This is a genomic window from Mesorhizobium sophorae (assembly GCF_002270415.1).
In the GTDB taxonomy this organism is placed as follows: domain Bacteria; phylum Pseudomonadota; class Alphaproteobacteria; order Rhizobiales; family Rhizobiaceae; genus Mesorhizobium; species Mesorhizobium sophorae.
The window spans coordinates 241,476-253,876 of sequence record NZ_NNRI01000001.1 but is presented as its reverse complement, the minus strand read 5'-3'; the positions used below and the strand labels follow the sequence as shown (position 1 = coordinate 253,876).

The following is a 12,401-nucleotide window of genomic DNA, read 5'->3' as shown; positions in this document are numbered from 1 at the left end:
GGTGATTGCTGATCTGCGGGCCGCCTTTTATCGCATGGCAACGCGATTGACATCCCCGTTCGTTAGATTTACCAGATAACAGGGTTGTATGACAACCCGGTAAGACTGCAATGATTTTGGAGTCGGGAGGATCTCAAGTTGAAAACGGTTCTGAAAATGGGCGCGTCGGCGGCCTTGTGCCTTGGCGTGCTTGCTCATCCGGCATTCGCCGAGGACAACATCGTCAAGATCGGCGTCGTCGCGGCGGAGTCGGGCTCATTCGTTTCCGCCGGACATACCTTGCCGGCGGGCGTCGGACTTGCCGTGAAACAGATCAACGATGCCGGCGGTATCAATGTCGGCGGCAAGAACTACAAACTGGAAATGGTCAAACGCGACGACCGCACGGATATCGCGACCGCAATCGCCGCCACCCAGGAACTGGTGCGCGACGTCAAGGTGCAGGCGATCTTCGGATCCGAAACGCATGACTTCACGCTGGCCATGGCCAAGATCACGCAGCCGGCCAAGATCATCCATTTCGCCGGCAATTCGACGCTGGCGAAAATCCTGACACCGGACTCGGTCAAGCCGGGCGGCGAGGATCACTATCTTTTCCAGTCCGAGCCGCAGGAGTTCCAGCGGTCCGGATCGACCGCGCGCGGCGTGCTGACGCTGCTCGAGCCGCTGCTTGGTTATAAGCCGAAGAAATCGGTCATGATCGTCGGCAACGACGCCACAGGCCAGTTCCTGTCGTCCTACTATTTCAAGGCGCTGAAGGCCGAGGGGCAGGACGTTCCCGACATCATCTTCTATCCGCCTGACACGACCGACTTCTCGCCGTTCCTGACCCGCGCCAAGAGCCTCAATCCGGATATCATCCACTTCTGGTACAATGGCGATTCAACGCTGACAGCGCTGCCGCAGGCGCTCGAACTGGGAGCCGCCAAGAGCTACTTCCTGTTCGGCGTCGACCCCGGCATCTGGAAGGAAAAACAGCTTTCGGCCGACGTGCCGGTGGCGATGAGCTGCGTTCCGGTGTGCTGGGGCGAGTCGTCCAACCCGAAGGCCAGGGCCTATTTCGACGCCTACTTCGCCGCCGGCGCGCCGCACGGCGTGACCTCGTCGGTGTCGCTGCTTTACCACGACTATGTCCACTTCCTCGCCGAAGCCTGGGAGAAGGCCGGCAGCTTCGATCCGGACAAGACGGTCGAGGCGCTATTGACGCTGCACCATCAGGGCGTGGTCTCGGACGACCTGACCTTCAATCCAACCCATCAGGTCACCCATGCCACCGAGGTCTGCGCCGCGGCACCCGGCGGCGCCATCTCCTGCTCGATGCAACAGCCGCCGGCTGAAGCGCCGAAGAGCTGATCTGGCGAACCGCACCCTTGAGTTGGCGGCGTCACACACGCCGCCAACCTCTCCTTCTCAGAAATGCAGGCAGGGGCTTGAAAGCCGGCCACCACGTGAAAAGCGCCATCACTTCGACAGAGAATGCGAGCCGTGGACATCTTCATCCAGCAGATCCTCAACGGGCTTTCGATCGCCAGCGTCATCACGCTGATCGCCATCGGCGTCACCCTGATCTTCGGCCTGACCGGCATCATCAACTTTGCCCATGGCGAATTCCTGATGATCGGCGGCATCGTCACCTGGCTTGCCGTCAGCGCCGGCCTCGGCTTCCCGCTGGCGGTGGTGCTGGCGATCCTGGCGGTCGGGCTGATGGGCTACATCCTCGAGCGCGGCCTTTTCCGCTTCACGCTGGAGCGGCCGACCAACGGCTTCATCGTTTCGCTCGGCCTCATCGTCGTCTTGCAGCATGTCGTCGTGCTGTTCTGGAACCCCAACCAGAAGAGCATCCCGCGCCCGCTGACCACGGTCTGGGAGGTCGGCGGCGTGCGCATCGCCTCGGTGCGGGTCATGGTCATCGCGATCACCATTGCCGTGGTGGCACTCAGCTTCCGCATGATCACGGCCAGCCGCTACGGCCGGGCCTTGCGGGCGAGCGTCGAGGACCGCGATACGGCGGCCCTGATGGGCATTCCGGTGCGCCGCTACATCACCGGCGTGTTCGTGCTCGGCAGTGCGTTGGCCGGGCTCGGCGGGGCGCTGCTGATCGCGCTGTTTCCGATCACCCCGTTCACCGGCGGCACCATGGTGATGAAGGGTTTTGCCGTGGCGCTGATCGGCGGGCTCGGCAACATCTACGGCGCCGTCGCCGCCGGGCTCATCCTCGGCATCGTCGAAGGCTTCAGCGCCGGCTACGGCTTTTCGCAATGGACCGACGCCTACTCCTTCGCCCTGATGATCCTGGTGCTGATCGTCCGCCCGCACGGCCTGTTCGGCGGCACCAGCGGACCCAGGATGGCGTCATGAAGGATGGCCTCCACCAGGATCGCGCCGGTTCCACCTTCAAGGCGTTGCGATCGCTGCTGCCGGTGCTGGTCATCCTGGCATTGATCGCGCTGGTGCCGTTGTTCTCGCCGAGCAACCGCTTCCTGTCGCTGGCGATCTCGGCCGGCATCAACGTGATCGCGCTCTACGGGCTGTCGGTTCTGTTCGGCCAGACCGGCATCCTGTCGATGGGGCACGCGGCGCTGGTCGGCGTCGGCGCCTATGCGGCGGCGATCCTGGCGCGGGACTTTGGCGTGGGGTTTTGGGCAGCACTGCCGGCGGCGGCTCTGGCAAGTGCTGCGTTCGCGATGATCGTCGGCATTCCGTCGCTGCGCGTCGGCGGCCATCACTTTGTCATCATGACCTTTGCCTTCGGGCAGTTGCTCGCCATCGTCCTCACCAATGGCGGCGATTATACGGGTGCGGCGACAGGGCTCGACCTGGCCGGCCCGGTCACTCTGTTCGGCGCCGATATGAGCGATCTGACGCGCTATTATCTGATGGTGGTGGCCTTCGTGACGGCCGCGGCGGTTGCGAGTTGGGCGATCATCAACTCGTCCTATGGCCGCACGCTGCGCGCCATCCGGGAGAACGAGAAGCTTGCCGCCTCGCTCGGCATCAATGTCGGCCGGCACAAGATCGGCGCCTTCGTCGTCAGCGGCGTCTTTGCCGGCATCTCCGGCGTGCTGCTGGCCTATTTCCTCGGCCACATCTCGCCGTCGCAGTTTTCCTCCTTCCCCAGCATCTACCTGGCGCTGATGGTCATGATCGGCGGCGCCCGCCTGATCGAGGGACCGCTCGCCGGCGGCATCCTTGTCGCCTTCCTGCCGGAAGTGCTCAACCTCGACCCGGTCCAGTCGCGCATCGTCTACGGCGTCTGCCTGATCGCGGTGATCATGCTTTTGCCCGACGGCCTGATCGGTGGCATCGTGCGGGCGCTTCGTGCAGTGTTGTCGGGCAAGCCGAAACAGGAGACGGAACAGCGCAACGCGGCGGAGGCGCGGCGATGAGCCCGATCCTGGCGATCAGCGGCCTGAGCAAGCAGTTCGGCGGCGTCACGGCTCTGGCCGGCGTCGACCTCACCATCGAAGAGGGAGAAATCCTCGGCGTCGTCGGTCCGAACGGTTCAGGCAAGACGACGCTGTTCAATGTCGTCACCGGCGTGCACAGGCCGAGCGGCGGCACCGTGCTGTTTCGCGGGCACGACATCACCGGTCTCAAGCCGCATGCCATATCGCGGGCCGGCATCGGCTACACCTTCCAGCAGGCAATGGCCTTTGCAGGCCTTGGCGTGCTGGAGAATGTCCGGATCGCCGGTGAGCATGTCGGGACGGGCGGCACCGCCAACCCGTGGCCGACGCCGCAGGCGCTGCTCGATTTCGTCGGACTGAGCGCGGTTACCAATGAGAAGGCCGGCGTGCTGCCGTTCGGCTCCCTGCGCCTGCTCGGCCTTGCGCTGGCGCTCGCCACGCGGCCGTCGCTGCTCCTGCTCGACGAACCCGCCGCCGGGCTCAACGACCGCGAGACCACTGCCCTGGTTGGACTCGTCCGTCAGCTTCCCGGCCACGGCATATCCGTCTGCGTCATCGACCATGACATGAAGCTGATGCAGATGCTGTGCCGGCGCCTTGCCGTGCTCGACTTCGGCTCCAAGATCGCCGATGGGCCGACCGAGACGGTGCTTGCCGATCCCAAGGTGCTGGAAGTCTATCTGGGAGGCGATCTGTGAACCTGCTCGCCGTTTCCGATGTCGTCACCGGCTACGGGCCGACCATCGTCAACCGCGGCGTCTCGCTGACGCTCGGGGCGGGCGAGATCGTCACCATCCTCGGCCCCAACGGCGCCGGCAAGTCGACGCTGCTCAAGGCGATCGCCGGGCTGATCCGGCCGCGCGCCGGCAGCATTTCGTTCGACGGTGCCGAGGTGACCGGGCTTGCCGCCGATGTCATGGCCAGGCGCGGCGTCGTGCTGGTGCCGGAAGGGCGCAAGATCTTCGTCGAGATGAGCGTCGAGGAGAATTTGCGCCTCGGCGCCTATGCACGCCGCGACGATGCCGCCGTGGAGGCCGATTTCGCAACCATGCTGGCCTTCTTCCCGATCCTTGCCACCAAGCGGCGCGACAAGGGCGGCTCGCTGAGCGGCGGCCAGCAGCAGATGCTGGCCATTGCGCGCGGGCTGATGACGCGGCCGCGCGTGCTGTTGCTCGACGAGCCGTCGCTCGGCCTGTCGCCGCTGCTGGTCAAGGAGATCAAGGCGATCATCCTCGGCATCGGCGAGCGCTTCGGCGCTTCGGTGCTGCTGGTCGAGCAGAATGCCGGCCTGGCGCTCTCCGTCGCGTCGCGCGGCTATCTCATGCAGAACGGCCGCATCGTCGTCTCCGGGCCGATCGCCGAATTGCGCGACATGTCGCTGATGCGCGAACTCTATCTCGGCGGCGTGGCGGGAGCCACGGCATGAGCAAGCGCTCAGTCGTGGCTTGCCCTGTCGCGCAACTCTTCGAAGCGGGAATAGCTCTTGGTCAGATGGCTGCGCATGGCGCGCCGTGCCGCGTTGGCATCCCTGGCCTCGATTGCGGCGAGAATAGCGCGGTGCTCGCGCTGCATGCGGGCCAGGTACTTCTCCCGCTCCGGCAGGGTCATCCGGTCGAGCCGTATCCATTGGCGCGGGATCATGGCGCTGCCGAAGGTGTCGAACAGCCGGGTGAAATTGGCGTTCTGCGTCGCCGCGAGAATGGCGCGATGGAAGCCGAAATCCTCTTCCGAGCCCGACCCGCCGGCGCGCACCGCCGCCTCCAGCGCGTCCAGCCGCGAACCCATCTGCTCGAGCGCCGCGTCGCTGCGCCGCTCGGCGGCAAGGCCGGTCGCCTCGACCTCGATGCCCATGCGCAGTTCGAGCACGCGCAGCACCTCGTCGATCGATTCAAGATCGTCCGGCAGGATGGAAAAGGTCCTCGGCAGCGGATCCTTGGCGACGAAAGCGCCGAGGCCCTGGCGCGTGGTGATCAGGCCACGGGCACGCAGTGCGGCGAGCGCCTCGCGCACGACGGTGCGGCTGACGCCGGTGGCGGCGACGATCTCCTGCTCGGTCGGCAGCCGCTGGCCCGGCGCCAGATCGCCGGATTCGATTTGCGCGATCAGCGTGTTGACGAGCCCGGTCCGCAGATTGGGCGCTTGCGGTATGGCATCGAAAAGCATGGGCTCCGCCATCGGGGGATACGGCCTCCGGTCCGATTCTTCGGCAAAGGCCGATTCTTCTTCAAAGGATTGCATCGACAGGTGCCCGCCGCAAGGTGACGAAATGCGGCCCGCCAACGTGGGCCATTTGGAGGATTGCATGAAAGAACGCATAGGCTTCATCGGTCTGGGCAGCATGGGCGCCGGCATGGCCGACAATCTGCTGCGCAAGGGCTGGCCGCTGGCGGTGTGTGTGCATCGCAGCCGCACCGCCGCCGACCGGCTGATCGCAGCCGGCGCCACCGAAGCGGCAAGCCCGCGCGCGCTCGCCGCCGCCTGCGATGTCGTCATCCTGTGCGTCACCGGTTCGCGCGAGGTCGAAATGCTGGTCAAGGGACCGGATGGCCTGGGCGCGGCGGGCAAGCCGCTGCTGGTCATCGACTGCTCGACCTCCAACCCGTCCTCGACGACAGCGCTTGCCGCTGACCTCGCGGCACTTGGCGTGACGCTGATCGATGCACCGCTGGCGCGCACGCCCAAGGAAGCGGCCGAGGGCAAGCTCGACGTCATGGTCGGCGGCCCGGCCGACGCCGTCGCCCGCGCGCGGCCGGTGCTCGAGGCGTTTGCCGCGCGCGTCATCCACACCGGCCCGACCGGCAGCGGCCACACCATGAAGCTGCTCAACAATTTCGTCTCGATGGGCTATTCGGCGATCTATTCGGAGGCGCTGACGCTCGGCGTCAAGGCCGGGCTGACGCCGCAGGTGTTCAACAGCGTCATCTCTGGCAGCCGCATGGATTGCGGCTTTTACCAGGCCTTCTTCGATTTCGTGCTGACCCGCAACGAGAACGCCCAGCGTTTCGCCATCGTCAATGCGCTCAAGGACATGACCTATCTCGCCTCTTTCGCTCAAGCCGCCGATGTCGCCAACCCGATCGGTGCGGCGGTGCGCAACGGCTTTGCCACCGCGGTCGCGACCGGCCATGGCGAGAAGTTCGTGCCGGCGCTGTCCGATATCATCGCCGGCCTGAACGGGGTTTCGCTGGTGGAGCCGCCGGAGATGTGACGGGGTGGGAGCGGTTCTATTTCAGCGGCAGGAACAGCTCCGCGACGGTCTCATGCTCCGGCACTTCCGGGACGAAGCTCAGGCGCTGGCAATAGATCGGGAAGTCGCGTGCTTCCTCGCCGCTGGCCGGCAGCCAGTCGCGATAGAGGTAGAGCGCGGCAGGCTCCAGGTTGTGGGTGTTGCCGACGACACGCAGCACCGCGCAGCGTCCGCCGGGGATCACGCCGGCCTTCATGTGTTGGTCGTTCGCCTCGATCGGTTGGCCGGTCCCGACACAAAGGTCTACGCTGTAATCGGCAGGCGACGCTGGACGCCGCTCGGAACGCCAGACATTGAAGGTCGGACTTGTCCTGGGGTGCAGGCCGGCGGCCTTGCGCCAGGCGATGAACCGCTGGATGGTGGCGCCGAGCATCGCCGGGTCGCCCCGATGCTCCATGATCGCCACCGGCGTCGGGGCCACATCGCGGATCGTTACGTCGTCGGCGGTAAAAATCTTCTGCATGAGCTTGCTCCTGGCGTTGTCGAGAGGCCCGAAGGCCGCAAGCCACGGCTCCCATTCGGGAGACTTCCGGAACGACGACGGCGATTGCCCGACCCGTTGCCGAAAGGCGCGGGCGAAGGCATCGGGTGCGTCATAACCGGCATCCATCGCTATGTCCGTGACGCTTTGGGCATCGGTGTAGGCCAGCCGGTACGAAGCGCGCTTCATGCGGGCGAGCTGGACATAGCGATGCACGGACAACCCGAAGGTGGACATGAACTGCCGGTGGAAATGGTATTTCGAGAACGCCGCGACGCCGCTCAACGCATCCAGGCCGAGATCGTCGTCGAGATGCCGGTCTATGTGGTCCAGCACCCGCTGCATTCGGGCATGGTAGTTTTCAAGTGCCGCCTTCACCGTCTCTTCCTCCGTGGCGACACCAGCTACGCCCTCCGGGACATGTCGCGCTCCACCGATCTTGCGATTTGGCATGGCTGCCAGCACCGCATACGGGCAAGCCCGCTCTGCGTGAACGGCGGAACATAGGTCGGCGAAAGGCTGACGAAGACACTGGATAGGAGCCTACCCTCACCGGGTACGCCGGTGGCAAAGCGCCAGCGTTTCGTCTCATTCCCGCAGGCCTGCCTTGCGCAGGTTCTCGCGAAAATGTTCCAAGTCACTTGAATTCTTGTATGGCGCCATGTCCGAGGTCGTTCTCATCGTGATTGTGGCTCGTGGCTCCAGCTGCAAAATGTGCTCGATGACCTGCTGCGCTTCGTCTTCGCTCCCTAAAGCCGCGTAGCTCGCTGCCAGGTATAAGTGTTGGTATACGGTGTCGAGGGTTCGTAGACCTTCCAATGCCGCGATCGCTTCATGATATCTGCGAACGTCGTAGTAAATCTGGCCAATCTGTAGAATGTACCACTCGGGGTAGTGAGGGTTGAGACGGATGGCTTTTTGCGCCGTCTCAAGGCCTTCCTGTGCCCTCCCGCAATAGCTTAGGCAGGAACCAAAATCCAACAGCACGTCGGCATCATTTGGATTGAGCTCAAGGGCGCGTTGATACTCAATGATAGCGCGTTCGTATTGTCCGCAAAATAGGCAGTGCCCTGCGAGCGCATAGTGCCCCCATGCCTCGGCGTCGTCGCGTTCGATCGCCAAATTGGCGTATTTCAGGCCATTTGCCAGTGAGGCCTCGGGATTCTCGCTCCAACCGTCGTTTGCGTCGATCATGTGCGTCCAAGCGAGCTTCGCAAACGCTTTTCCGAACTTCGGATCGAGTTCACCCGCCTTCTCAAAGAGTTCGCGAGCATGCAAGTTGTCCTCTTTTGTGTAACGGTTGAGAGACTCCATGCCGCGCACGAAATAGTCCAGGGCCTCAAAGTTCCGTGTGCCCGCGACTTCAGGGCGCTCTTGCCACGCCTTTAACAGTCGGCCTCCGTACGCTGTGGCTAAACTACCAATTATTCTTTCGGTGACATCGTCCTGCACGGCAAAGATATCGTCGACGCCCCGGTCGTAGCGCTCTGCCCAAAGGTGCCGCCCGGTCTTGCCGTCGATGAGCTGGGCCGTAATCCGGACGCGGTCCTTCGACCTTTGTACGCTGCCCTCCAGGATATAGCGGGCACCCAGCTCTCGGCTGGCATCCTGTATCTTCGTGGCTTTGCCCTTGTAGGCGAACGTCGAATTGCTCGCGATGACGAAAAGATCGCGAAACCGGGACAATCCGGTGATGACGTTCTCTGTGATCCCATCCGCAAAGTAGTCCTGCTGACGGTCGTCGCTCATATTGACGAACGGCAGCAACGCGATGGAGGGCTTGTCCGAATGCTGCGCGATAGGGACTTCACCAGGCACATCCAGGCGCACTGCATAGGCTCGAACAGGCCGCTCGACGTTCCTGAGTGTCTGGTCGCCAATGTCATCGAACTGAAGATCGAGGCGACTTCCAAGATGGTCTCGTACCGCGCCCGAGACGGTGACACCGCCCGCCGGAGCTATGCCTTCAAGCCTGGCCGCAATATTCACCCCATCACCGAACACATCATCACCCTCGATGATTACGTCTCCGACGTTGATCCCGATCCGGTATTGTATTGCCCGGGCCTCGGGGATGGCTCCGTTTCGGTCCGACATGGCCCGCTGGATATCGACCGCACACGCCACGGCGTTGACGACGCTCGGAAACTCGGCAAGGACGCCATCGCCAGTCGTCTTGAAGATGCGGCCTTGGTGCTCGGCCATCTTGGGGTCGATAAGGTCGGCTCGTATCGTCTTCAGTTCGCCAAGTGTGCCGGCCTCGTCGCGGCCCATCAGGCGCGTATAACCCACCACGTCAGCGGCCAGGATTGCGGCAAGACGGCGTTGGACGCGTCCCTCGGCCATTCGCGAGATTGTCCTTCAAGCGCAGCAGAACCGGGATTGTACGAGCGACGGCTGGCCGAGTCCACGAGCCGAACATCGCCGTGGCCATTTGCGGTCCCTCCCCTAGCGGCTTGCTCTGCGCGGGGCCGAGAGCGCGTCGAGCCGCTCTTGAAGGTGCCCGTTGAGCACGATCATTTCCTTGAGCGCCTTCATCACATCGCCCTTGTAGACTGCGATGAAGTCCTCGGCGTGGGCATGGAGGGCGGCCTCTTGACGAGAGTTGAGTGTGACAATGCGATCCACGGCAATTCCTCCAAACGCTGCATGGCCGTAGTGAACAAAAAGGGAACGAAATTGTCAAGAGCGAATTGACTCGGCGAGGAATAGGTTCCTATTTTTGGCCATGCCGGAACAGAGCAGACGACCGCGCCGCCTTGTGCAGACCTTGTGCCGAGCGCATGAGGTCGGGCAGCTGATCCGCGTCCGGTGCATCAACTGCAACATCACCCGCCACTACCTGCCGGGGGACCTCGCCAAGCTCGTCGGGGACATTCCGTTTTGGGACGTGGCTCGGTACATGCGTTGCGAGCGGTGCAAACGCCGCGAGCTCGACGTGGATATCCTGCTGCCAAGTGCGTTGGAGGGCATGAAGATACGCGTCAGGCGGCTTGTCGAAATCCGCATGGTGCGCCGGGTGATATGGAAGGATGAGGGCTAAGAAAAACGCTTTTTCTAGCCGAACACCATAATCATAAAACCGAAAATGATCACGGCAATGCCGGATATAGCCCACCATCGAGCTTTTGGATTTGAGAGATCTACCCCTGTTCGACCACCTTCTCTAGACGCTCTTAGGACGCTGTCATTGTGTCGCTGGTAGTTCGTTCGCATGTCAATCATGCCGGCGATGGCGAAAAGGAAACATCCAAGAATGATAAAGCCGACGCCAAACCAAATAATTGCGTGCATTTTTCAGTCCCTAGAACAGTGAGCCCTGAGCCGGTGCCTGCGGTACCTGCTCCGGAAACTTGATCTGTGTGGCTGGCTTCTCGACAATCACCAAAGCATCCTCCGGGGCCGTGCGCTGTAGCCGTTTGGCCTCCGACCATGGCGCTGTCATCCAGGTTTCGGTTTCCTCCTGCGTCCTCAGGATGACCGGCATGGCCTTTTCGTGGATGGGCTTGATGAGGGCGTTCGGCGCGGTCGTCATGAAACCGTAAAGCTCGAAGTCGCCGGGACCGTCCTTGACCTTGCGCACCCCCTGCCATGGCGTCCAGAGGCCGGCGAAGAAGAACAGCGGGCGGTCCTCATTGAGTGCGAACCAATAGTTTCGCTGGATGCCCGTCTCGGGGTCCTTGTCGCCGGGCGTCGGGCTCGGCTCCGCAAAGCTCGTCACCGGCACCACACAGCGGTTCTCGACGCCGACATATTGCTGCCAATGGCCATACTGGGGATTGCGTATGTTGGTGGTGCCGTAGTCGGCCTTGCCCTTCATCCGCTCAATGGGTGTCGGCATGCCCCACAGAAGGTTGGCAAGCTCGCGCTGTCCGTCCAGTGCATTGCGCACCACCGGACCGGGTTGGTTGGGATAGATGTCGATGGACGGCTCAAGGTTGCCCAGGATGTCCCGCAAAGTCCGGGTCCACTGGCGGACGGCTTCCTGCGACGTGGTGATGTTGTAGAGGTTGCACATGGCCGCACTCTGCCGTGAGAGCTGTCCTGCGACTAGTCGAAATCGGCGCGGCGGTGCGCAACGGCTTTGCCACCGCGGTCGCAACCGGCAATGGCGGGAAGTTCGTGCAGGCGCTGTCGGATATTATTGCGGGCCTGAGCGGTGTCTCGCTGGCCAGCGAGACACGACCGATAAGGCTTGGCGGATTGGTGAAGCCGGTCTCGCCTAAGCAGAAGGCGGCGGCATTCAAACGCTGCCGCAAGCGATCAGGAAAATAAAATTCCCTGTACTGCCAATAGAAATCGAACGCCTGCTGCGAGACAGCAAAATAGTGACATTGAGCTTAACAAAGCGATGCCCCGGAGTCTGACGAAATTTGTCTTTGGTGCGTGGGCTGGGAGGATGCCCATCGTATAAATGGATACGACTAGTGCAAGAACTGCCCAGCAAGCGGCATAGAACACGTGATATTTTGCCGACTCTGCAAGAGGTGTCTTTGCCAACGCAACAAATGCACCTATTCCAGCTAGGATAACTGAAGATCATGTGATAATTGACCCCAGTTGACCCATAATAACAGCTGCACCGAGAGATCGCTCTTCGGCGTTCTCTCTAGTTTCGTCTTTTCTATAACCTATCCAATACCAATTTAAACAGAGTAGCCATACTGCGAGCAACCCGATATCAGGCACGGGCAGATTGCTATTTGACATCGCTCAAACTTCCAAGGTCTAGGACGCCACTAAATACATTTTGGAATCCTTTGGCCAATTCGCATCAATTTCCTGTTGGGCCTCGCCTTTAGCAATGAAGGCCGGAAACTGTGCTGCCAAGGGTCCAACAGCTGCGCGAATTTCCGACCTAATCTTTTCGCTTGCCTTTGGCCAATAGGGCTCTGCTATTGGCGGCTTATTTGGAAACAGACACCACGCAGCGAGCCCAGCTAAATAGTCCTCATCCGACGGAGTGTCGCGGCCATTCTTCGAAGCAACCGCAACCGCTACTTGGTTCACGGCCGCCAAAAGCCCCATATATTGGCCAATATTCTCAGGGGCGACGGAATCCCACTTTATGTGCAGTCTTTCGGCCAACGGGGTAGTCAAGGCAATCTTCTGAAGACGCTCCGGTATAATGGACGGGCCATCTTCCTGTGCGTTGGCAGAAGAGCTAAGAATGATTGAAGCGAAGACAGCAATTCGGATTGCGTTGAACATTGCCGTTCCCCTCCACAAGCGATCGCATCCTGTGTTGCCAGTGGCTATGGTGTCA

14 protein-coding genes are annotated in these 12,401 nt (G+C 62.1%); 7 read left to right on the top strand and 7 right to left on the bottom strand.

The genetic code is table 11. From position 1 onward, the window contains the following. Window positions 1-138 precede the first annotated feature (138 nt). The 5 genes from CGZ66_RS01040 (at window position 139) to CGZ66_RS01020 (ending at window position 4,833) form a co-directional block, all read left to right on the top strand. Entirely contained in the window at window positions 139-1,353 is a 1,215-nt protein-coding gene (locus CGZ66_RS01040) for an ABC transporter substrate-binding protein (RefSeq protein WP_095080595.1), read from the top strand. A 123-nt stretch (window positions 1,354-1,476) separates the two neighbouring features. Beyond that, window positions 1,477-2,358 carry a branched-chain amino acid ABC transporter permease gene (locus tag CGZ66_RS01035; RefSeq protein ID WP_095080594.1) on the top strand — a complete coding sequence of 294 codons (882 nt, stop codon included), beginning with the start codon at window positions 1,477-1,479 and terminating at the stop codon, window positions 2,356-2,358. Beyond that, the gene (locus CGZ66_RS01030) at window positions 2,355-3,386 is read left to right on the top strand and encodes a branched-chain amino acid ABC transporter permease (protein WP_095080592.1); all 1,032 of its coding nucleotides are present in this window, start codon (window positions 2,355-2,357) and stop codon (window positions 3,384-3,386) included. The genes CGZ66_RS01035 and CGZ66_RS01030 overlap by 4 nt, the downstream gene beginning before the upstream one ends. Continuing rightward, window positions 3,383-4,105: an ABC transporter ATP-binding protein gene (locus CGZ66_RS01025; RefSeq protein ID WP_095080590.1), complete on the top strand. Its 723-nt coding sequence runs from the start codon at window positions 3,383-3,385 to the stop codon at window positions 4,103-4,105. The genes CGZ66_RS01030 and CGZ66_RS01025 overlap by 4 nt, the downstream gene beginning before the upstream one ends. Then, complete coding sequence (locus CGZ66_RS01020) at window positions 4,102-4,833, top strand: ABC transporter ATP-binding protein (RefSeq protein ID WP_095080588.1); 732 nt, start codon at window positions 4,102-4,104, stop codon at window positions 4,831-4,833. Before CGZ66_RS01025 ends, CGZ66_RS01020 begins: the two co-directional genes overlap by 4 nt. Window positions 4,834-4,841: 8 nt before the next feature. On the opposite strand, the gene CGZ66_RS01015 is transcribed toward CGZ66_RS01020, so the two are convergent. Then, a complete protein-coding gene (locus CGZ66_RS01015) occupies window positions 4,842-5,582 on the bottom strand; it encodes a FadR/GntR family transcriptional regulator (RefSeq protein WP_095081061.1) in 741 nt (246 codons plus the stop codon). 127 nt (window positions 5,583-5,709) lie between these two features. On the opposite strand from CGZ66_RS01015, the gene CGZ66_RS01010 reads away from it, so the two are divergent. Further along, the gene (locus CGZ66_RS01010) at window positions 5,710-6,615 is read left to right on the top strand and encodes an NAD(P)-dependent oxidoreductase (protein ID WP_095081059.1); all 906 of its coding nucleotides are present in this window, start codon (window positions 5,710-5,712) and stop codon (window positions 6,613-6,615) included. A 16-nt stretch (window positions 6,616-6,631) separates the two neighbouring features. Here CGZ66_RS01010 and CGZ66_RS01005 read toward each other — a convergent pair whose 3' ends face one another. The 5 genes from CGZ66_RS01005 to CGZ66_RS00985 all read right to left on the bottom strand — a co-directional run bounded on the left by CGZ66_RS01005 (window position 6,632) and on the right by CGZ66_RS00985 (window position 11,153). Further along, window positions 6,632-7,513: an AraC family transcriptional regulator gene (locus CGZ66_RS01005; RefSeq protein WP_095081058.1), complete on the bottom strand. Its 882-nt coding sequence runs from the start codon at window positions 7,511-7,513 to the stop codon at window positions 6,632-6,634. Window positions 7,514-7,723: 210 nt separating this feature from the next. Further along, a complete protein-coding gene (locus tag CGZ66_RS01000) occupies window positions 7,724-9,481 on the bottom strand; it encodes an adenylate/guanylate cyclase domain-containing protein (RefSeq protein ID WP_095080586.1) in 1,758 nt (585 codons plus the stop codon). 102 nt (window positions 9,482-9,583) lie between these two features. Beyond that, window positions 9,584-9,763, bottom strand: coding sequence for a hypothetical protein (locus CGZ66_RS00995; RefSeq protein ID WP_095080584.1), 180 nt, complete (start codon window positions 9,761-9,763; stop codon window positions 9,584-9,586). Between the two features lie 88 nt (window positions 9,764-9,851). After that, window positions 9,852-10,256 carry a hypothetical protein gene (locus CGZ66_RS39720; protein ID WP_167391937.1) on the bottom strand — a complete coding sequence of 135 codons (405 nt, stop codon included), beginning with the start codon at window positions 10,254-10,256 and terminating at the stop codon, window positions 9,852-9,854. Between the two features lie 183 nt (window positions 10,257-10,439). Then, complete coding sequence (locus CGZ66_RS00985) at window positions 10,440-11,153, bottom strand: SOS response-associated peptidase (RefSeq protein WP_095080580.1); 714 nt, start codon at window positions 11,151-11,153, stop codon at window positions 10,440-10,442. A 14-nt stretch (window positions 11,154-11,167) separates the two neighbouring features. Between CGZ66_RS00985 and CGZ66_RS40540 the strand changes: the two genes are divergently transcribed. Next, window positions 11,168-11,410, top strand: coding sequence for a hypothetical protein (locus tag CGZ66_RS40540; RefSeq protein ID WP_095080578.1), 243 nt, complete (start codon window positions 11,168-11,170; stop codon window positions 11,408-11,410). 453 nt (window positions 11,411-11,863) lie between these two features. On the opposite strand, the gene CGZ66_RS00975 is transcribed toward CGZ66_RS40540, so the two are convergent. Continuing rightward, window positions 11,864-12,346 carry a hypothetical protein gene (locus tag CGZ66_RS00975; protein ID WP_095080576.1) on the bottom strand — a complete coding sequence of 161 codons (483 nt, stop codon included), beginning with the start codon at window positions 12,344-12,346 and terminating at the stop codon, window positions 11,864-11,866. Window positions 12,347-12,401: the final 55 nt, after the last annotated feature.

Bases quoted from the DNA above. Each gene is read 5' to 3' on its own strand.
- CGZ66_RS01035 (WP_095080594.1), top strand. From the start codon at position 1,477: ATGCGAGCCGTGGACATCTTCATCCAGCAGATCCTCAACGGGCTTTCG.
- CGZ66_RS01030 (WP_095080592.1), top strand. From the start codon at position 2,355: ATGAAGGATGGCCTCCACCAGGATCGCGCCGGTTCCACCTTCAAGGCG.
- CGZ66_RS01025 (WP_095080590.1), top strand. From the start codon at position 3,383: ATGAGCCCGATCCTGGCGATCAGCGGCCTGAGCAAGCAGTTCGGCGGC.
- CGZ66_RS01015 (WP_095081061.1), bottom strand. From the start codon at position 5,582: ATGGCGGAGCCCATGCTTTTCGATGCCATACCGCAAGCGCCCAATCTG.
- CGZ66_RS01010 (WP_095081059.1), top strand. From the start codon at position 5,710: ATGAAAGAACGCATAGGCTTCATCGGTCTGGGCAGCATGGGCGCCGGC.
- CGZ66_RS01000 (WP_095080586.1), bottom strand. From the start codon at position 9,481: ATGGCCGAGGGACGCGTCCAACGCCGTCTTGCCGCAATCCTGGCCGCT.
- CGZ66_RS39720 (WP_167391937.1), bottom strand. From the start codon at position 10,256: ATGGTGGGCTATATCCGGCATTGCCGTGATCATTTTCGGTTTTATGAT.
- CGZ66_RS00985 (WP_095080580.1), bottom strand. From the start codon at position 11,153: ATGTGCAACCTCTACAACATCACCACGTCGCAGGAAGCCGTCCGCCAG.
- CGZ66_RS00975 (WP_095080576.1), bottom strand. From the start codon at position 12,346: ATGTTCAACGCAATCCGAATTGCTGTCTTCGCTTCAATCATTCTTAGC.